At 62.2% G+C, this 20,026-nt stretch carries 15 protein-coding genes; 3 read left to right on the forward strand and 12 right to left on the reverse strand.

Translation table 11 applies throughout. The annotated features are described in order from the left end of the window. Positions 1-7: 7 nt before the first annotated feature. From AC0NID_RS04990 to pncB, 6 genes are all read right to left on the reverse strand, one after another. Positions 8-739, reverse strand: a complete 732-nt coding sequence (locus AC0NID_RS04990; RefSeq protein ID WP_473451385.1) for an ABC transporter ATP-binding protein — start codon at positions 737-739, stop codon at positions 8-10. Continuing rightward, complete coding sequence (locus tag AC0NID_RS04995) at positions 736-1,698, reverse strand: branched-chain amino acid ABC transporter permease (protein WP_473451387.1); 963 nt, start codon at positions 1,696-1,698, stop codon at positions 736-738. Before AC0NID_RS04995 ends, AC0NID_RS04990 begins: the two co-directional genes overlap by 4 nt. Then, positions 1,695-2,576: a branched-chain amino acid ABC transporter permease gene (locus tag AC0NID_RS05000; protein ID WP_473451389.1), complete on the reverse strand. Its 882-nt coding sequence runs from the start codon at positions 2,574-2,576 to the stop codon at positions 1,695-1,697. The genes AC0NID_RS04995 and AC0NID_RS05000 overlap by 4 nt, the downstream gene beginning before the upstream one ends. A 218-nt stretch (positions 2,577-2,794) precedes the next feature. After that, positions 2,795-4,099 carry an ABC transporter substrate-binding protein gene (locus tag AC0NID_RS05005; protein WP_473451391.1) on the reverse strand — a complete coding sequence of 435 codons (1,305 nt, stop codon included), beginning with the start codon at positions 4,097-4,099 and terminating at the stop codon, positions 2,795-2,797. Between the two features lie 130 nt (positions 4,100-4,229). Further along, positions 4,230-5,666, reverse strand: coding sequence for a hypothetical protein (locus tag AC0NID_RS05010; protein ID WP_473451393.1), 1,437 nt, complete (start codon positions 5,664-5,666; stop codon positions 4,230-4,232). A 34-nt stretch (positions 5,667-5,700) separates the two neighbouring features. Beyond that, positions 5,701-7,005 carry a nicotinate phosphoribosyltransferase gene (gene pncB, locus AC0NID_RS05015; RefSeq protein ID WP_473451395.1) on the reverse strand — a complete coding sequence of 435 codons (1,305 nt, stop codon included), beginning with the start codon at positions 7,003-7,005 and terminating at the stop codon, positions 5,701-5,703. Positions 7,006-7,358: 353 nt separating this feature from the next. Between pncB and speB the strand changes: the two genes are divergently transcribed. Next, positions 7,359-8,420: an agmatinase gene (gene speB, locus AC0NID_RS05020; RefSeq protein WP_473451397.1), complete on the forward strand. Its 1,062-nt coding sequence runs from the start codon at positions 7,359-7,361 to the stop codon at positions 8,418-8,420. Between the two features lie 35 nt (positions 8,421-8,455). On the opposite strand, the gene AC0NID_RS05025 is transcribed toward speB, so the two are convergent. Next, positions 8,456-9,859, reverse strand: coding sequence for an MATE family efflux transporter (locus AC0NID_RS05025; protein WP_473451399.1), 1,404 nt, complete (start codon positions 9,857-9,859; stop codon positions 8,456-8,458). A gap of 265 nt (positions 9,860-10,124) precedes the next feature. On the opposite strand from AC0NID_RS05025, the gene AC0NID_RS05030 reads away from it, so the two are divergent. Next, the gene (locus AC0NID_RS05030) at positions 10,125-10,703 is read left to right on the forward strand and encodes a histidine phosphatase family protein (RefSeq protein ID WP_473451401.1); all 579 of its coding nucleotides are present in this window, start codon (positions 10,125-10,127) and stop codon (positions 10,701-10,703) included. A gap of 53 nt (positions 10,704-10,756) precedes the next feature. Here the strand turns inward: AC0NID_RS05030 and AC0NID_RS05035 are convergent, their stop codons facing one another. Genes AC0NID_RS05035 through AC0NID_RS05045 form a run of 3 tightly spaced genes read right to left on the reverse strand, consistent with a single transcriptional unit; the run spans position 10,757 to position 15,914 of the window. Continuing rightward, positions 10,757-13,570, reverse strand: coding sequence for a DUF3131 domain-containing protein (locus AC0NID_RS05035; RefSeq protein WP_473451403.1), 2,814 nt, complete (start codon positions 13,568-13,570; stop codon positions 10,757-10,759). Positions 13,571-13,572: 2 nt separating this feature from the next. Then, positions 13,573-14,844, reverse strand: coding sequence for a glycosyltransferase family 2 protein (locus AC0NID_RS05040; RefSeq protein WP_473451405.1), 1,272 nt, complete (start codon positions 14,842-14,844; stop codon positions 13,573-13,575). Then, entirely contained in the window at positions 14,841-15,914 is a 1,074-nt protein-coding gene (locus AC0NID_RS05045; protein WP_473451407.1) for an NAD-dependent epimerase/dehydratase family protein, read from the reverse strand. Before AC0NID_RS05045 ends, AC0NID_RS05040 begins: the two co-directional genes overlap by 4 nt. A 461-nt stretch (positions 15,915-16,375) precedes the next feature. On the opposite strand from AC0NID_RS05045, the gene AC0NID_RS05050 reads away from it, so the two are divergent. Then, a complete protein-coding gene (locus tag AC0NID_RS05050; protein ID WP_473451409.1) occupies positions 16,376-17,725 on the forward strand; it encodes a nucleotide sugar dehydrogenase in 1,350 nt (449 codons plus the stop codon). Between the two features lie 32 nt (positions 17,726-17,757). On the opposite strand, the gene AC0NID_RS05055 is transcribed toward AC0NID_RS05050, so the two are convergent. After that, positions 17,758-19,344 carry an FGGY-family carbohydrate kinase gene (locus AC0NID_RS05055; RefSeq protein WP_473451411.1) on the reverse strand — a complete coding sequence of 529 codons (1,587 nt, stop codon included), beginning with the start codon at positions 19,342-19,344 and terminating at the stop codon, positions 17,758-17,760. Beyond that, on the reverse strand, positions 19,341-20,024 hold the full coding sequence (locus tag AC0NID_RS05060) for an HAD family hydrolase (protein WP_473451413.1): 684 nt from the start codon (positions 20,022-20,024) through the stop codon (positions 19,341-19,343). The genes AC0NID_RS05055 and AC0NID_RS05060 overlap by 4 nt, the downstream gene beginning before the upstream one ends. Positions 20,025-20,026: the final 2 nt, after the last annotated feature.

The following is a 20,026-nucleotide window of genomic DNA, read 5'->3' on the forward strand; positions in this document are numbered from 1 at the left end:
GCGTGTTTCAGTCATGCCGGTCCGCTCCGAGATAAGCGTCCTGCACCTCGGCATTGGCGCGGACCTCCTCGGGCGTGCCTTCGGCCAGGATCTTGCCCGCGTTGAAAACGGTGATGCGGTCGGCCAGATGCATGACCACCGGCATGTTGTGCTCGATCAGAAGCACGGTGGCGCTTTTGGCGATCTCGCGCACCAGCCCGATGAAATTATCGATCTCGCTGTCGGCCAGCCCCTGCGTCGGCTCATCGAGGATCAGCAGGCGCGGCTTCAGCGCTAGCCCCATGGCCACTTCGAGCAGGCGCTGATGGCCATAGGACAATTGCCCGGCCGGCATGTGGGCGCGGTCGGCAAGGCCGGTGCGCTCCAGCGCCGCCATGACGCCGGCATGCACGGCGCCTTTCGAGCGGCCATCGGTCAGCGTGCGCTGCACCGGCAGCGCGACATTGTCGTAGGCCGTGAGATTGGCAAAGACGCTGGTGATCTGGAAGGTGTAGGCGACGCCGAGGCGGACCCTGGCGTAGGCCGGCAGGTTGGTGATGTCGGCGCCGTCGAAGACGATCATGCCCGATGAGGGCTGGATGCGGCCGCTGACCAGGCTGACGAAGGTGGTCTTGCCGGCGCCGTTGGGGCCGATGACGGCGCGGATCTCGCCCGGCATGAGCGTGAAGTCGACGCCGTCGACGGCGCGCAGGCCACCGAAATTGCGGGACAGGCCTTTGGTGGTCAGCAGCGGCGTCATGGCAGCCACCCGAGCCAGCGCTGGCGGATGGTGCCGAGAATGCCCTTGGGGAAGAACAGCACCAGCAGGATGAGGGCGATGCCGACGATCAGCAGATAGGCCGAGGTGTAGCCGCTGGTGATGTCGACGACATAGTACATGAACAGCGTGCCGATCAGCGGACCGAGCGTGGTGGCAGCACCGCCGAGCAGCACCCAGAGCAGAGGCAGGATCGAATATTGCACCGAGGCGAAAGTCGAGCCGACATAGCCGAACAGCAGCGCGTAAGCGGCGCCCGAAGCCGCGCAGATGATGCCGGAGACGACGACCGCGACGAGTTTATTGGAAAGCGTGTCGTAGCCGAGCATTTTGGTCCGCTCCTCGTTCTCACGGATGGCAACCAGCACACGGCCATACCTGGACCGGACGATGACGAGCGTCACCAGCAGCACGATCGAGAACAGGGCGAGTGCGCTCATGTAGCGCACGGTCGGTTCGGTGAGGCCGAGCGACGCGCTGCCAACGACGAGGACACGCGCCGACTGCGGCACCACCAGGCCCTGGTCGCCGCCGGTCCAGGGCGCGAAATAGAGGATTATGAGATAGAAGACCTGCGCGAACATCATGGTAACGATCATGAAGGCGACGCCGGTGGTGCGCAGCGCAAGCAGACCGATCACCAGCGCGAGAAGCGCGCCGCAGGCAAGCCCGGCGACGAAGGCGGACGGCACGCTCCAGCCGAGATGGATGACGGCAAGGCCTGCACCGTAGAGCCCGGCCGAAAAAAACATGGCGTGGCCGAGGCTGAGCAGTCCGACATAGCCGAACAGCATGTTGTAGCCCATGGCGAAGACCGCCAGCACCATGATGCGGGCGAGCAGGCCGTGATGATACTCCGGCAGGACGAAGCTCAGGGCGAAAAGCAGGGCGATGACGCCCAAATGCAACGCATAGGCCTTTGCCGGTGAAGCCTCCTTCATCGCGATGCCGTCCCGAACAGCCCCTGCGGCCGGAACACCAGCACCATGGCAACCAGCAAGGTGGCGATGATCTTGGCCAGCGTCGGCGAGAAGAACACCGATATGATGCCGTCCGATAGGCCGATAAGCACGGCGGCGACGACGGTGCCGCGCAGCGAGCCGAGCCCACCGATGATAACGACGATGAAGGACAGCAGCAGCGGGTCCTGACCCATCAGATAATGCGCCTGGCTGATCGGCACGATCAGCACCGCGGCCACTGCCGCCAGCATGGCGCCGAGCGCGAAGACGCCGGCATAAACCCGGTCGACCGGAATGCCGAAGGCCTGCGCCGTCTCGCTGTCATATTGCGTGGCGCGCATGACGAGGCCGATCCTGGTGCGCGTCAGCACGAACCATGTCGCGACCAGCAGAAGCGCGGACGCGGCGATGATCGACAGCTTGTAGCCGGAGTAGCCGAACCACGGCAGAAGGATGCGGTAGCTGAAGGGCGGCTCCACCGGCCGTGCCTCCGGACCGTAGAAGGTCAGCGCCAGTTGCTGGATGATATAGAGCATGCCGATGGTGGCAACGATGGTGGCTTCCGGATTGTAATTCAGCCGGCGCAGCACCAACCGCTCGGCGACGAGCGCGATCAGGCCGACGATCAGCGGCGCCAGCACCAGGGCAGCCAGAAAGCCGAGCGCTGCATGGCCCGATATCGCCGTGGAGATCGCCCAGGCAAGCACCGCGCCCAGCATGAAGAACTCGCCATGGGCGACATTGACGACGCGCATGACGCCGAACACCAGCGACAGGCCGAGCGCCGTCAGCGCCAGCACGGCGGCGGTGACGAGGCCTTCAAGGGCGGCGAGGAGGAGATGGGGTCCAAAATGCATCGGCTACACACTGGCTGGCGCCAAGTGCACCCCCCTCAGGCCTGCCGGCCATCTCCCCCTCAAGGGGGGAGAATCGCTGTCATGACTGCCTTCGCCAATCGCCAAAGCCAGTGAGTAATCACCGACGCAGAAGATGCCGATCTCCCCCCTTGAGGGGGAGATGTCCGGTTGGACAGAGGGGGGCAGCTTGACGCTCACGGTTGCTGAAATAGCGAAGCTCACAGCGGCTGGGTCGTGTAGTCCCCTTCCGGCTCGTAGAGGCCGTCCTCGATCTTGGTCTTGTGGACGACGTTCAGGCGGCCGCCTTCGACCTTGGAGATGTTCTGGATGCCGAAACACTGGTGGATCTTGCCGTTGAAGGTCTTCGGCCCTTGCGGATGCTCGGGGCCCTCGGCGAACTCGGTCAAGGCCTCGGTCGCCTCGACCAGCTTGGCGCGGTCTTCCGGTCCCTTGTAGCCGGCATCCTCCATCGCCTTCTTGACGACATAGAGCGTTTCCCAGCAGCCGAACATGTGCGCGGCGGTGGAAACGTCCTTCGGATCGCCGACGGCAGCGCCGTTGTCGTCGATGCCGACGGCGGCGCGATAAGCCTTCTGCGCGGCGGAATCATCGGGCTGCGCGTAGCGCGGCGAGCCTTCCCAGAAATGGCTGCCGTCGAGAAATTCGAGGCCGGGGCTGTTGATGTCGGTGGCTTCAAGCGAATCGATGAAGCCGAACAGCTGCGGCCGGTTGGAGCCGTAGAACTCGCCGAGCTCCTTGACGAAGGTGAGCACCGCCGGGCCGACCATGACGTGGTAGATCACCTCGGTCTCGGCCGGGATCTGCGGGAAATATTTGGTAAAGGACGATTCCGTCGGCGGGATAGCGATCTGGGCGATGACCTCGGCGCCCTGCGCCTTCAGCGCCGGCGGCAGGTAGTCGCGATGGTCGTAGCCGAACGCGAAATCAGGAAAAATCTGCGTCACCTTCTTGCCGGCGTTCGCCGCGATCCACGGCGCCATCGCCTGGATCTGGCTCTTCACGTCGGTGATACCGGGTTGGAAGACGTAGCGGTTGAGCTTGGTCGAGGCGACGTGGTGACCTTCGCTGACGACAAAATAGGGCATCTTGGCCTCACCGGCGGCCGGCGCCGAGCCGATGACGACATGCGAAAACAACGTGCCGTAGACGATGTCGGTCTTGTGCTGGGTGGCAAATTTGCCGACCACTTCGGCGCCTCGGCCGGGATCGGTGCCGTCATCCTCGATGATCACCTCGACCGGCCGGCCGTTGATGCCGCCGGCGTCGTTGATCGCCTTGACCGCGGCGGCGGTGGTCCTCTCATACCAGCGGCCATAGGCGGCGCCGATGCCGGTGCGATGCGATTGGAAGCCGATCTTTATCGGCGCCGAGCTTTGCGCCTGACTGTAACGCACGAACCCGGGCGCGACGGCAAGGCCGGCGCCCGCTGCCAATCCCTTGAGCGCCGTGCGGCGGGTGAGACCGGTTTTGGAAAGATCGAAAAACCCATTCTTGTCAGTCACGGCAGTTCCCCTTGTTTTTTGATTTTGACCAATGGCTGTAGGAGCAAAAATTGCATGTGTACAAACTAAATCACCAAAGCCCTGATGTGGCAAGCGGGCTTTCCCCTGAGGCATCGAAACTGACTTTTTCTCATCCGGCCGCCGGCGTGGCAAGCAACCAGAGGCCGAAGATCGTGTAGGCGATCATAAGCATGGCCAGCGGAAATTGGCTGAGCGCGGCGCGAGCGGGAATCGGGTGCAATCGCCAGGCGAGGCTGTGCGCGACGAGCACGGCGAGCATGTGGCCTGCGATGATGACGCCGGCCTGGACATTCCACAGCCACCATGCCGAACCGGCGCCGGCAACGACGCCGGCTTCGATCTGCATGTCGGCGGTGCCGAACAGGTTCCAACCCAGCGCGAACGGGTCGGAAAGCGCAGCCACCGCATATTGGCCGTCGACGAGCAGCGCCGTCAGATAGTGCGCGACATGATAGGCGAGCGCGATCGGCACGATCGACCAGACCAGCAGTCCCGCCGCCTGACCGAGGGACTGCGGACTGCCGACAAGACGCTGGCCGAGGACAGTTGCGAGGATGAACGCGGCTGCGAGCAGGACGAACACCAGCACAAGCCCGAGGCTGCCGATGCCGATCACCGCCGTGCGTCCCGGAAATTCCAGCGGATTGAGGCCGAACAGGCCGAACCAGAAGAAGGTTTTCGACAGACCGTCGAAGGACACCGACGACAGCGCAAGCAACAGGAAAGCGGTGCCGCTGAGCGACAGCGGTGCGGCATCGATGAGCTTGGCGCCTGGCCAGCGGAGATTGAGCCGGCCGTCTTCGTTGCGCTCGATAACGGCGAACCGCGCCACCATGGTGAAGAAGACCGTCAGGAATTCACCGCTGCGGCTCCAGTCGCGATAGCCGAAAACCAGCATGGCGGCGAAACTCAACAGCCAATAGAGGCCGCCAGCCCAGGCGAGTCGCGCCGGATCGTCGGGCGCCGGGTCGATCAGCTCGAACCAGGCGAAGGCGAGGAACAGCACGAAAGCCGGCCAGTAGCCGAGCCATGCGGGCAGGCGCCTTATTTTCCGCAGTCCGAACACCCGGGAAACCAGACGCCAAGGTCCGTACCAGGGGTTCAGCCATGACCAGAGATTGCCGAAGAGCCCCTGCAGCAAAACCAGTCCAACCCAGAGCAGCGTCCAGATCGCCAGGGGCAGCGGGTTGGAAAGCGGGTCGCGGCTGCCGAACAGGCCTGCGGCAATGACCATTGCAAAGCCGGCAAAGGATGTCAGGCTGGCGATCGCCCGTGCGCCGTCGCCGAATGCGAAAAGCGGCAGGCGCCGCCGCCAGAAGCGGTCGAGAAAGCCTGGCGGCAGCAGTGCCAGGACAAGGAAGCTGGCCCCAACCGCAAGCGCGCCGCCGGCGACGTAGTAGCCGGTTGGCAGGAGCAGCACGTGGCCACGATCGGAGGCGTGGGCTAAGGCGGGGGTGGATGGGAGTGTAAGTGCGAGAACCAGAAAGAAACGGGGAAGCAACTGAGCTATCGGGTTACGGTCGCGCTCTACGGCGAAGGAACTCATGCTATCCAAGAATTCCTTCTTGCCGGCATCACCATCACACCTTGACCAGCTGCTCCACACGATCCTTTTCGCCGAATATCCGCAGATAGCGCTCGATCTCTTTCTCATCGCCGGTGGCCTTGGCCGGATTGTCGGAGAGCTTCACCGCTGGCCGGCCATTGGCTTCGGTGACCTTGCAGACCAGCGAGATGGCGTCGAGCCGGTTGGTGTCGGTCGGCGCGCAGCCCTCGAAATCGTTGGTCAGGTTGGTGCCCCAGCCGAAGGACATGCGCACCTTGCCGCGGAAATGGCGGTAGGTTTCCTCGATCGTCTCGACCTCGAGCCCGTCGGAGAAGATGAGCAGCTTCTGCTTCGGGTCCTTGCCCTTTTCCCGCCACCAGGAAAGGATCTTCTCGCCGCCTTCGATCGGCGGCGCGCTGTCGGGGCGAAAACCGGTCCAGTCGGCGACCCAGTCCGGCACGTCACGCAGGAATGCCGCGGTGCCGAAAGTGTCCGGCAGCACGATCAGCAAATTGCCGCCGTAGTAGCGCTGCCAGTCCTGCAGCACCTTGTAGGGCGACTCTCTCAATTCCTTTTCCGAATTGGCCAGTGCTGCAAACACCATCGGCAGTTCATGGGCGTTGGTGCCCAGCGCCTCAAGGTCGTTGTCCATGGCAAGCAGCACGTTTGAGGTACCAGTGAAGGCCTCGCCGATGCCTTCCTTCAGCGCTTCGACGCACCAGCGCTGCCACAGGAACGAATGGCGGCGGCGGGTGCCGAAATCCGAAATGCGGATATCGGGCAGCGCTTTCAGCCGCTCGGTCTTGGCCCACATCTTGGCCTTGGCGCGGGCATAGAGCACGTCGAGCGCGAAGGGTCCGAACGCCCGCATCGCGGCGCGCGAGCGCATTTCGTTGATGATGGCGAGCGCCGGGATCTCCCACAACGTGGTATACATCCACGGGCCGCTGAAGCTCAATTCGTACTGGCCATTGCGCCGGGAAAGCTCGTACTCCGGCAGCTGGAGATTTTCGAGCCAGGCGAGGAATTCCGGTTCGAAAATCTGTTTGCGGCCATAGAAGGTGTTGCCGCCAAGCCAGATCATCTCCTTCTTGGAGAAGCGCAAGGTGCGGGCATGGTCGAGCTGATCACGCAGCTCCGTTTCATCGATCTCCTCGGCAAGGCGAACCGAGGTGGTGCGGTTGATCAGCGTGAAAGTGGCATCGACCTTGGGGTACATGCCCCAGATCATCTGCAGCATCAACAGCTTGTAGAAATCGGTGTCGAGCAGGCTGCGGACGATCGGGTCGAGCTTCCAGGTGTGGTTGTAGACGCGCCGCGCTATATCGGTCTTAGTCATGTTTCGATACCGCCTTCACTGCTCGCTCCCCGCGGAATGCCTCTTAGCATTGAATTCCTGAAAGCGCCCCCGCTTTGCGGGCTGGCCCGACAAAAAGAAAACCCCGCGGCATGCGCGCGATTCCACAGCTCAGGCCGCAGTTCTGGCGCGCTTCCGGCGGAAGTTCTCGGAAGCCGATGACTTTCTCCCGTTAGAAAACACTCTAACAATATCAATTGATTTTTCGATGCGGCTACCCGACACTTTGCCCGAAAACAGCATCTCGACGTCAATCCGCAGACAGCCGGCGACCGGCCGGACGACGGTCGCCGGCATCACTGGCGGCCCTGCTGCTGCAGCCTTGGAGAACCGACATGGATTACGATCGCGGCAAGCTCGAAGCGTTGCGCCGCAAATATGGCGAAAGCCATGGCGGCGAAATGTTCGATCCGAAATTCCGGCGCGTCGCCGAGAATATCTTCTCCAAGAGCGGCACGCGGCTGGCGCCCTATTCCGGCGTCCCGACTTTTCTCGCCGCGCCCTATCGGCAAATTGCCGCCGACAATCCGGATTTCGGTGATCTGCAGGTGGCGATGATAGGCGTGCCAATGGATCTCGGCGTCACCAACCGGCCCGGCGCCCGCTTCGGGCCAAGGGCGCTGCGCGCCATCGAGCGCATCGGCCCCTACAACCATGTGCTGGAATGCGCGCCGACGCATGAACTGAGGGTGGCCGATATCGGCGACGTGCCGTTCCAGAGCCGCTACCGGCTGGAGACTAGCCATGACGACATCGAGCGCCGCACGAACCAGATCGTCGATGCCGGCGTCATTCCGCTTTCGGTTGGCGGCGATCATTCGATAAGTCACCCGATCCTGAAGGCTGTCGGCAAAAAAACGCCTGTCGGCATGATCCATATCGACGCCCACTGCGACACCGGCGGCCTGTTCGACATGACCAAGTTCCACCATGGCGGGCCGTTCCGCAATGCAGTGCTGGACGGCGTGCTCGACCCGTCGCGCACCATTCAGATCGGCATTCGCGGCTCGGCCGAATATTTGTGGGAGTTCACCTACGAATCCGGCATGACCGTCGTGCATGCCGAGGAGGTGACCGGCCTCGGCATCCCTGCCATCATCGAGAAGGCGCGCCAGATCGTCGGGGACGGCCCGACCTATGTGTCCTTCGACATCGACAGCGTCGATCCGGCCTTCGCGCCCGGCACCGGCACGCCGGAAGTCGGCGGGCTGACCACGCGGGAAGTGCTCGAACTTCTGCGCGGCCTGAAGGGCCTCAACATCGTCGGCGGCGACGTCGTCGAGGTGGCACCGCAATATGACGCGACGACCAACACCGCGCATGCCGGCGCTCAGGTGCTGTTCGAGATCCTCAGCCTGATGGTCTTCAGCCCGGCCATCCGAGGCAAACGAGCCTGAGGCATGGCCGCCAGGCAACCGGGCAGCCGCTCGTTTCAATGCCCAAAGGAGAGCGGCGGCGCGATCCGATCCCGCCGCAGCCAGCGCGCCAGAAGCAGCGCCGCCACCACCGCCAGCCCCAACGACAGGCCGATCCAAATGCCGACGCCGTTGAGGCCGGAATAGAAGGCGAGCAGCACGCCGAGCGGCAGGCCGATGCCCCAGTAGCCGATCGCGGCATAGATCATCGGCACCTTGGTGTCGTGCAGTCCGCGCAGCATGCCAGCGGCAACCGCTTGCGCGCCATCGAAAATCTGGAACAGCGCGGCAAAGGCCAGGAACGACACGGCAAGCCCGATCACCGTGGCATTGGCCGGGTCGCCGAGGTCGATGAAGGCGCTGATCAGCAGATGCGGCCACAGGATCATCACCAGCCCCATCAGCGCCATGAAGGACACGCCGATGACGAAAGCGGTCCAGCCGGCGCGGGAAACCCCTTCCGGGTTGCCGGCGCCATGGGCAAGCCCGACACGCACCGTCGCCGCCTGGTTGAGACCGAGCGGCACCATGAAGCTGATCGAGGCGATCTGGATGGCGATGGCATGCGCCGCGAGCGAGGCCGCGTCGATCAGGCCCATGAGAAGGGCCGCGGCGTTGAAGATCGTCACCTCGAAGGCGAGAAGACCGGCGATCGGCAGGCCGAGCCGCAGCAGCCCCTTGAAGCGCGGCCAGTCGGCACGCCAGAAGCGCCCGAACAGATGGTAACGCCGGAATTTCTTCTCCAACATCACCACCGCCGCCATGCCGGCGAACATCAGTGTGCTGGACAGCGTGGTGGCGAGGCCCGAGCCGGCGATGCCCATCGAGGGGGCGCCGAGATTGCCGAACATGAACACCCAGTTGAAGAAGACGTTGCAGGCGACGGCGACGAAGACGATGACCAGCGCCCAGCCCGGCCGTTCCAGCGCCGAAATGAACGACCGCAGCACGATATAGCCGTAGAAGGGCAGTACCGCCCATTCGAGCCAGCGCAGGTAGATGCCGGCCTGACGCGCCAGCGCCGGCTCCTGCCCCATGGCGAGCAAAATTGCCTCGCCGTACCAAAGCACGATCCAGATCGGGATGCAGATGAGGATCGCCAGCCACAGGCCTTGCCGCACGGTGCGGCGCAGATCGCGCACGGAATGGCGACGGCGGCCGAGTTCGGTCGCCATCATCGGCGAGGTCGCCAGCATCAGGCCAAGCCCGAAGATCAGCGGCATGAAATAGAGGTTGGCGCCAAGCGCGCCGCTGGCCAGCGTGTCCGGCCCCAGCCGTCCCATCATCATGACGTCGGTAGCCGTCATCGCGGTCTGGCCGAGATTGGTCAGCACCATCGGCCAGGCGAGCGCCAGCGTCGCCTTGATTTCCTGACGCCAAAGATTTTCCGGCGCGCGAGCGCCGGCTTCGATCGCAGACATTTTTTTCGCCTATCCGATTGCGGCGCGTCGGCAGTACGCCGGAAGCCGCGTCTCAGCGCGGAAAATGGCCGTGATCGGCCCGGATTCCGCATCAACGGCTTGTCTACGAAATGGGCAGCCATGGCAAGAGGCTGACTCAGGGAAGGGTTAAGCCAGCACTGAGCGACGAAACCTCGCCATTTGGCCCTGCTATTTGGAGAGCCTGCAGAAGCCGCTATGATTTGCACCGTTGGACGATCTGGCAAGGCAGCAAGAAGGCATGCGGATGAGCGCGTTTCCCGAAATCTACCTGGTTCGGCACGGAGAGACGGAATGGAGCGCATCCGGAAAGCATACCGGACGGACCGACATACCGTTGACGCCTGCCGGCGAGGAGGCCGCGCGGGGGGTCGCCGAACGGTTGCGGGGCCTTTCATTCCAGGCTGTCTGGTCGAGCCCATCGCAACGCGCCTTCAAGACCTGCGCGCTGGCGGGCTTCGGTTCGGCCGGCCTGAAGACGTCTGACCTGGCGGAGTGGGACTACGGCGCTTACGAGGGACTGACCACGAAGCAGATCCTCGCCGAGCGTCCTGGCTGGCGTCTCTTTCGCGACGGCTGTCCGGGCGGCGAGATGGCGCAGGATGTCGGCGCGAGGGCGGACCGGATCGTCAGCCAGCTGCGTGCCGTCAACGCCAATGTCCTGGTATTTTCAAGCGCTCATTTCCTGCGGGTGCTGGCCGCGCGCTGGCTCGGCCTTCCGCCTCATGACGGCGCCCTGCTCGCCCTGGATACGGCCAGCATAAGCGTGCTCGGCTACGAGCACGATCTTGGCGAACCAATTGTCCGGCGCTGGAATCAGAGATAGCGGCCGCCCATTGGCCGTCTGATACCGTGCAGCACCATGGCCTTGCCGGCGCTTCACGCTCCTTCCGACAGAAGGAACGGCTTTCGCCCACCGAGAATGTAGGCGATGGATTCAAGGATTATGCCGTTGGTATTTACGTCGGTGACCTTGATCAATTTGCCGGTCCGCTCGGAAACGCCGGCCGAAAAGCCCAAGCCGGGCATTTTGGCTTGCTCCCGAACCAGGGCGATGAGCTTCTCCGAATAATCGCCGGGGCGGGCGGCGTACCAGAGATACGCGCCCTTGGTGCTGACCAGACGCAGCTTATCCGCCATCTTGTCCGCTCGGGCTTGCGACGAGGTTTTCAGCGTGTCGACCACGAACTGGCCGCCCTGGTCCGTCAACTGATAGCCTTGGTAGGTGAAGTATGGCGGCCCCGCCATGGCACATTCCGAGGCGCAAGTCAGAGTGCCTGTCTCGCGGTAGCGTTTGATCTGTGCAGCGTAAAGGATGTCGGCCATGAGACGGCCATGCTGCGAACCGCCCAATTCGATTTCCTCGGTCACATGAGGCTCGGTTGCAATCCGCCCCCGCCGCTGGATCTCTGCGAGGGAGGCAATCGCAGCGTCCATGCTGCGACCAGGATCCTCAGCGTCAAAGACCGGCTTGATCGATTCTCCCCAAAGTCTGTAACCGCGCCCTGCGTAGCCTGCATAGCTGTTTGCATGCAGGGACGAGACCCTGCCATTCTTGCTGACCATATGCATTTTGCCGCCGTTGAGGACAGGCTTGAAGGACCAGCCGGAAACGAGGTCGAAAATCGGGAAGGCGCCGGCCGTATGCTGGTCAAGAATTTTGAGCGCAATCAGCAATCGTCCGGTATCGGCGCTATCGAACCCTTCGCGCTGCCCACCTCGCGATTCCAGAGGTCGCTCGGTGTGCGGCAGCTTTCCACCGGCGTATCGGAAATTCGATTCCTTGAGGAACGCAACGATCCGCATAATGATCGTCTCGAACCTGGGCTGATCGATGATTCCCAGACGCTGAGCGGACAGAGTGGCGAGGATCTGCGTGCCGACATCCCACATCGTCGCGAAGGGGTAGCCCGCCTGCGTGCCGGATTCGATCCAGGACGTCGCCGGCACCATGCCGTTGAAATTCTTCGAGCCCCAGTCGAAATAGTGCCAGGCCAATTCGGCATCCGCCTTCAGGATACTGTCATCCAATGGATATTGATCCGGCTTTTTCCAATCGCGAACAGATACGTCTGCCCGCGCGCTTCTGATCCGCTCGACGTTTAGCATGGCTGGACTGACCGCCGCATAATATTCGGCAAAGTTTACCAGTTTGGTTCCTCGCTGGGCGGATAAATCTGCGAGCGTGTCGAGTATCAATGCTTTCTTTTCGGGCGAATTGGCCGTTCGGGGATGGATGCAAAAGACAGCGTCATTGTCCGTCCCAATAAGATCGAACACCTGGTTCTTCGTGCGGTACGGAATGTCGTCGTTCCACGATTTTTCGAACTTGACGGTGTTCGAGACGTGAAGAATACCTCGCTCGTCCATGCCGCCGAACCGGCGCAGGTCATTTTTGTCGGCGCTGAACAGAGGCGTTCCAGTGGCGGTCAGCGCATCCAGCGTGTTTTCGTCGAAGGCATCATTGGGTGGGATGTAGGAGACGGGGAACCTGCCGGTCGACCGATAGACCTCGCTGATGCCGCCTCTGATCAGGTCGAAATCCTTTCGGAGCGAATTTCCCAAAAGCTCCGACGGCGTGTGGTTCCAGCCATGGGCTGCGATATCGTAGCGGCGATCCTCCGACATGGCGCGCAGATATGCCTTGCTCACCTCGTCCCTGGATAGCAGGCCCGCCCGTGGGGCGGGAATGATCCCATCGGTGACCGGGTAGCCGGCTTCGATCAGTTTGTAAACGAACGCGATGTGGCTCGGGTCCCAATCGGGATCAACCCTGAAATCGTCGACGCGAACGACGACCAGCCGATTGCCCGTATCCTTGCTCTGAACATACAACTTTTGCGGAAGGATCGCACGGACGCTGCCAGACGCGACGGCAGCAAGCACGCTCTGCGCGACTTGCGCTCCATAGTCGGCAAGATCGCCGTCACCGAGGCCGGTGAGCGTCCCGAACGGAATGTCGACAATGATCGGATTGTCGGTCGCGCTCAATGTGGCGATGTTCGAGGCAAGCATTGCCGGCGCCATCAGCCCGCCGCCGGCCGTGACCGGCCTCGTCGAACTCAATGGAGACGCAAATGTGTTGACCAGGCCGGTTTCGGTCGTCCAGTAGCCACCCTCGGCCGGCTGTAGCCTGATTGTGTCCTCGATGCCGCCCGAAAGTCGGATGACCGAACGGATGCCGGCTGCACGCAGGGAGGCACCATCCTGATGGGAACGCAGCGGCGAGTTGGTGGTCAGGCTCGAAGCCGTTATCACGGCTTGAGACTGATATCTCTGATACTCGTTGATCAGATGGGAAAACGCGGCCTGGATATCGCTGCCCTGGCGAAGCTGGAGATAGGGGTCTCCGGACATGAGCGTGTCGGCGTGGATGCCAAGTTCGATGCCGTCTGGATTGAGCGCGATTGCCTGGCGAAGCCAGCCGGCCAGTTCGGAATGGTAATCCAGTGCCTGCCCTGCTGCATCGACCGGCGCGACAGTCAGCGTGACGGGCACCTTGCGGGTCAGGAACGAGGCGACAAGCCCTGCGAGCCTGCCCGGTTGTGCGCTGGCCCCTACATTGCTGATCGTGACGATGATCGGGTTGGGCAAGGGTTCGCTGGCCGCAGCCTTCGTGTGGCCCTTGTTTGCGACCGCCAGCAGCGGCATGCTCAGTGCACCAAGAAGAGCGGAGCGTCGCGTCATGTTCATTTTTACCTCCCGATGGAAACGATTCCTGCATAGCGCTCCGGACTGATCCAGCGGCCATCCGACTTGGCCGAAAACGACTTGAACAACGCCCGCAGGAAAAGCGCCGCATCGAGAATCCTAATTATCGGAAACGCGACGCCATAGATGAGCAAACTCGGTCGACATTCGATGATCGCGACGGCAACGGTGAGCGTGTAGTCGACGGCGAGAAACAGGACCAGCAGACCGAGCGGCGACACGGGACGCATCGCGAGTTCACCGAGCGAGACTGCCGGCATCTCGATACCGGTCATCAGATAGAGGACCGCCGCAAACGGCAGGCTCAGAGCGACTATGGAAATGACGAGCAGCTCCGCCAGCAGGCCACCCAGGGACAACCAAAAGCGGCTGGGCCAAAATCCGTGGCGCCATACGGTCTGCCAGAAACCGAGATACCAGCGTTGAACCTGCTTGCGATAGTCGGTCAGGTTGAACGGGTCCTCCGACCAGCATCGCGCCTTGGGCGAATAGGCAACGCGACCCAGCCGCTTATGCTGGACCTCGAACGTCATGTTGAAATCTTCGATGACGAGGCCAGGAGCGGTGATGTCGATCTGGCGCAAGGCGCTGGTCCGATAGATGCTGGCGAAACCGGGCGCGATATAGCTCACGTTTGTCCATTTCCACGATTGTCCGTACTGGAACGCTGTCTGCAGGATCCGGTAGAGACGCGTCCTGTACGCCGCATAGAGCATGTCCATGCCGAGCCTGCGCTGGTCACGCCAGCGCGACAGGACGTGACCTGCGACGACGACCACCTTCGGGTCGTTGAGCAGCGGCAATGCGTGCTCGAAATAGTGCTGGTCGATCTCTGAATCCGCGTCCTGGATCAGCACCGTCTTGTAGCGATCGCAGAGACGATAGTTGCGGATCGCCTTGTCGATCGCCTTGGCCTTGCCTGCATTGGGCTGAATGTCGAGTGCCCTGCAGCCATGTGCGCGTGCGATGGCAACGGTGCGGTCGCGCGATCCGTCGCTGGCGACATAGATCTGTCTTGCCGGAATGACGGCCGTCAGCGCCTTTATGCATTTGGGAAGGGCAATTTCCTCGTTGTGTGCCGGGATGACCACGGCGACATCGGAGATGCCGATTGCCGACCGGCCGCCGATGTTCGGGGGCGAGCCGATTTCGCTGATAAACCTGATCGCGCCGACCATGCACCAGAATACGATGTTGACTCCCAGCGAAGCGCTGAGGAGCACCATCGTGAGGTTCACGGCAACGGTTTCCGTCATGGCGAAACAGGTCGTGTGCGATGGCGATCGGCGGCGAGAGACTGGCGATGTCCAGCAAAGGCAAGGCGATCGAGGGAGCCGCCATTCATCCCGATGTGACAAGCCTCGGTTGCGGCCAGGAAATCCCGGTAGCTCCGGCGGACACCGTCAGCGAGCGAAATCCGCTGACGCCAGCCCAACGCCTGTATCTTGACGGTGTCGGGCCAGCGGCCGTGATGGTCCGCTGTGAAATGCTTCTCGAAAACGGCGCTGCCACTAAGTCCGGTTACCGCCCTCACCAGTTCGAACAGTTCGCAAATTGTGATCTGGTCGGCGCCGCCGATGTTGTAGACCTCGGCGCTCACGCCCCTTTCCATCACCGTCAACAGGCCGTCGACAAGATCGTCGACATGCAGGAACGTGCGGGTTTGGGCGCCGTCCCCATAAATCGGCACCGGCTGCTGGGCGATGAGGTGCGAAAACATCTGCGGGATGACGCGCTGGTCTTCCGGCGACATTCCAGGGCCATAGGTGTTGAAAATGCGCACGATACGAACGTCGAGATCGTACTTGCGACCCCAGAAGCAGGTAAGCGCCTCGCCGAAGCGCTTGCCCTCCTCATAGGGGCTGCGCGGGCCGACCGGATCAACCTTTCCGACATAGGTCTCCGGTTGAGGAAATATCTCCGGGTCGCCATACGCTTCCGCCGTGCTGGCGAAAAGATATCTGGCGTTCGATCGACGCGCCACCTTCAGAAGATTCAGCGATCCAAGGGACGAGGTCATCAACATCTCCTCGCCGAGCAGCGCGATGTTGGGAACGCCCGTCGGGCAGGCCAGATTGTAGATGTGGCTGTAGCGGCGACGCAGCAGCCGGTTGCAGGAACTGGAATCGGCGATGTCGAGCTTCGTGAACCGAAAATTCGGGTATCGGGCAAGGTCCGCGACATTGGTTTTTCGACCGGTCGAGAAATTGTCGACGCAATCTACAGATATGCCCTGTTCCAGAAGGCGGCGCGCAAGATTAGTTCCCAAAAACCCTGCCCCGCCCGCGATCAGACACCTGATCTCTTTGGCTTCATATGTATTCATGCGAATCACCGACCCCAGCATTGAGCACGAAGGAGATCGCACTCAGTCGTTGCGTGCTTTTCGAATGAGAAGAACATTTCCACAGGCAACGCAACTAATCGTTAACGATGTAGTCAACGACCGTGGTTAATTATCGTATTGTAATTATTGCATTTTTTGGACACTCGCCTTTTACATGAGCCATCTTGCAACAAACATGTTCGGAAATGGCACATGTTGAGAGCTTGACAAAGCTGGGGCGTCATCGCAGCCGAAATTGTGATTTTCCACCTCTTGAGCCTTTGCGCCGAGGAAGCTGCGTTCAAGAATTGAATTGGCATAGAGTTTGCGATCTGCCCTGCAGGCACGAAGCGCGATGCCGAACAGCTTGCTGGATTGGCAGATCCTCTGTCGCGACTCGTAAAACGTAAGAATACAGCATCGAAAGACCTTCGACTGTATAGGGTGGGAGACGCAAAAAAATGACCATTCTGGCCGATCACAGTCGGGGGGCGACCCTTCTTTCAAAATTGGAGGCCCGGACGGCCACGATCGGCATCGTCGGGCTTGGCTATGTCGGCCTGCCGCTGGCGGCCGCGACTGCCCGCGCTGGGTTCAGGGTCATCGGTTTCGACGCGGATCATACCAAGGTTGAAAAGCTGAAAACCGGCCGGTCCTACATCGGCGCGGTAACCGACAAAGCACTTCAGGCCATGATGGCAGGTGGAGCCTTCAGGCCGACATTTGATTTCGCGGACTTCGCGCAATGCGACGTCCTGGCGATCTGTGTTCCGACGCCGCTCACCAAGCAGCGTGAGCCTGACCTTTCCTTTGTCGAAAGCACGACGCGCGCCATCGCCGGTCATTTGCGCAAAGATCAGCTGATCGTGCTCGAATCCACGACTTATCCGGGCACGACCGACGAGGTGATGAAGCCGATCCTCGAGGCGAGCGGATACAGGTCCGGTCGCGACTTTTTCCTCGGATACTCGCCCGAGCGGGAAGATCCGGGCAGCACCGGCTTCGAGACCGCCACCATTCCGAAGGTCGTGGCAGGAGACGGCCCGGCCGCGGCCAGGCTGGTGGCGCAATTCTACGGCACGATCATCGACAAGGTTGTGCCGGTTTCAAGCATCAAGGTCGCAGAGGTGGTGAAGCTGACGGAAAACATTTTCCGGGCGGTCAATATCGCTCTGGTCAACGAATTGAAGGTTATCTACGGCGCCATGGGGATCGACATCTGGGAGGTGATCGAGGCCGCGAAGACCAAGCCGTTCGGTTACATGCCCTTCTATCCCGGGCCTGGGCTTGGTGGTCACTGCATACCGATCGATCCATTTTATCTGACCTGGAAATCGCGCGAATTCGAAGTCTCGACAAAGTTCATCGAGCTCGCCGGCGAGATCAACGTGTCGATGCCGCATTATGTCATGTCAAAGCTGACTGAAGCGCTGGATACGCGGCTGGGCCTGCCTCTGAGCCAGGCGGCCATCCTGATCGTCGGTGTCGCCTACAAGAAAAATGTCTCCGACGTTCGTGAAAGCCCGGCATTGAAGCTGATCGAACTGCTGGAATCGCGCACGGCCGACATCGCCTATCACGACCCGCATGTCGCCCGCCTTCCGAAGACGCGCAAACACCCGCGGCTGGCTGGAAAAGACTGCATCCGGCTCAGTCGCGATTCCATCGGCGCCTATGATGCCGTTGTGATCGTCACCGACCATGACGGCATCGATTACGGGCTTCTCGCGAACCATTCGCGGCTGATAATCGACACGCGCAATGCGATGCAACGCAATGGCATCGTCTGCGACCGCGTCGTGAAGGCTTAGGTCGGTGCGAAAGCCGACCGGCGGGGCACGACCTATGTGATCCCGTCCAGCACTTGCCTTTGCCGGTGCATCTCGAGGAACACCCGGTAGTCGCGGTCGAACCGGCCGTTGGCAGCCGGGTTCGACGTCCGCCTCCTGCCGCCCTGCTGCATGGCGACGCAAGCGGCGTTCAAGTCGGGGAAAAGCCCGGCGGCGGTCGCGGCGACCATGCCGGTGCCGAGCAGCACCGCCTCGTCGGCCAGCGGCTCGACCACCGTGCAGCCGGTGGCGTCGGCGTAGAGCTCCATCAACAGCGGGTTCTTGGTGTGGCCGCCGGTGACATGCAGCGTGTCGATCAGATAGCCGTTCTCGTTCAGTGCTTCCAGCACATGGCGCACGCCCAGCGCGATGCTTACCGCGGTCCGCCAGTAAAGCTTGCACAGGCTGTCGAAGGAGGAATCCAGCGTCAATCCGCTGATGACGCCGACGGCATGCGGATCGGCGAGCGGTGAGCGGTTGCCGTGAAAATCCGGTAGCACGTGCAGCCTTCCGGCAAGATTTTCGCCCTCGATGGCGCGAAGTTCGGCGACGCGCCGGGCGATCCTGGCGTGCATGGCGGCGTCCGGCTCACCGCCGGCGCCATGCCAGCGGATGATGTGGTCGAGCAACGCGCCGGTGGCCGACTGACCGCCTTCCGACAGCCAAAGCCTGGGAAGAGCGGCACCATAATACGGGCCCCAGACGCCGGCAAAAGGTTGCGGATCGGGCGACATCGCCATGACGCAGCTCGACGTGCCGGCGATCAGCGCCAGATGCCGGCCGATGTTGGTTTCGTCGCCGGCAAAGCCACCAAGCACGCCGAGCGCGCCGGCATAGGCGTCGATGACACCGGCGCCGACCCGGCATTCTTCCTTGAGGCCGAGCTCAGCCGCGGCTTGCGCGCTCAACCGGCCGATATCGGTGCCGACCGGGCTGGCCTTGCCAGGCAGACTGCCATGCTCGAAAAGGTCGCCGAGGCCGACGGTTTCGAAGAAATCGCGCCGCCAGCCGGTTTCCTCATGCGCCAGATAGGTCCATTTGGCGGTCAGCGTGCATTGCGAACGGGCCAGCGAGCCGGTCGCCTTCCAGGTCAGGAAGTCGGTGAGATCGAATAGATAGCCGGCTTCATTCCATGTCCGCGGCAGATTGCGCCTCAGCCACATCAGCTTCGGCGTCGCCATTTCCGGCGACATCACGCCGCCGATATAGTCGAGCACGGCATGGCCGCTTTCGGTGCATTCATCGGCCTCGGCAATGGCGCGGTGGTCGAGCCAGACGATGGTGTCCCAGCGCCTTTCGCCCAACTCCGATACGCTGAGCTGGCCACCATCCCTGCCCCGCACCACCAGCGAGCAGGTGGCGTCGAAGGAGATGCCGGCAATATCGTCCGCTGCCACGCCTGCCTTTTCGCGGGCGGCGCGCACGGCAACGCAGACCGCCGACCAGATATCCTGCGAATCGTGTTCGGCGTGATCGGCCTTCGGCCGGTTCATGGCGATCGGGTGCTCGGCGCGGCCAAGCAAGGTGCCTCTCGTGTCGAGAATGCCCGCACGGGCGCTCCCGGTGCCGACATCGACCGCGCAAACAAAACTTTTCGTCAAGGTGTTCCTGCTCTCGCTCCCAGGCCTGCAATCAAATCGGGCAATTGCAGCATGTCCGCGAATATAAAGTCCGGTTCACTTGACGCAAGCCGCGCTTTCAATGCCGGGTTGCCGGCATGCGAACCGCCGGTGAAGGCAAGGACGCGCATGCCCGCCGCCCGTGCCGCCGCGACGCCAGCCGGGCTGTCCTCGACGACGAGACAATTTTGCGGGACAGCGCCCATTTTGGCGGCTGCGTGGAGAAAGAGATCCGGCGCCGGCTTGCCCCGTTCGACCATTGCCGCGCTGAACAGATGCGGCTCCAGCAGCCCGAGCAGACCGGTAACGTCGAGCGCATAGCGGATGCGCTCCAGCGTGCCGGAGGAGGCGACGCAGCATGGCATGACCAGCCTCGGCAGAACCTGCCCTATGCCGGGGATCGGTTTCAGCTCCTCGCGAAATTTGCGCATCAGCTCGGCGCGCATCTCTCTCAGATGCTGGTCGGTGATATCAAGCCCGAAGTCGCGGCCGAGGATTTCGCGGACGCTCTTCATGCTCTTCCCGAGGAAATGCTCATAGGCGGTCTCCTCGCTGATCGTGCCGCCGGCGATCGTGATCATGCCGAGCAGCGCCGCGACGGACAGCGCCTCGCTGTCGACCAGCACGCCGTCGCAGTCGAAAATGACCAGGTCAGGCGTCATTG

The organism is Mesorhizobium sp. WSM4821 (genome assembly GCF_055901555.1).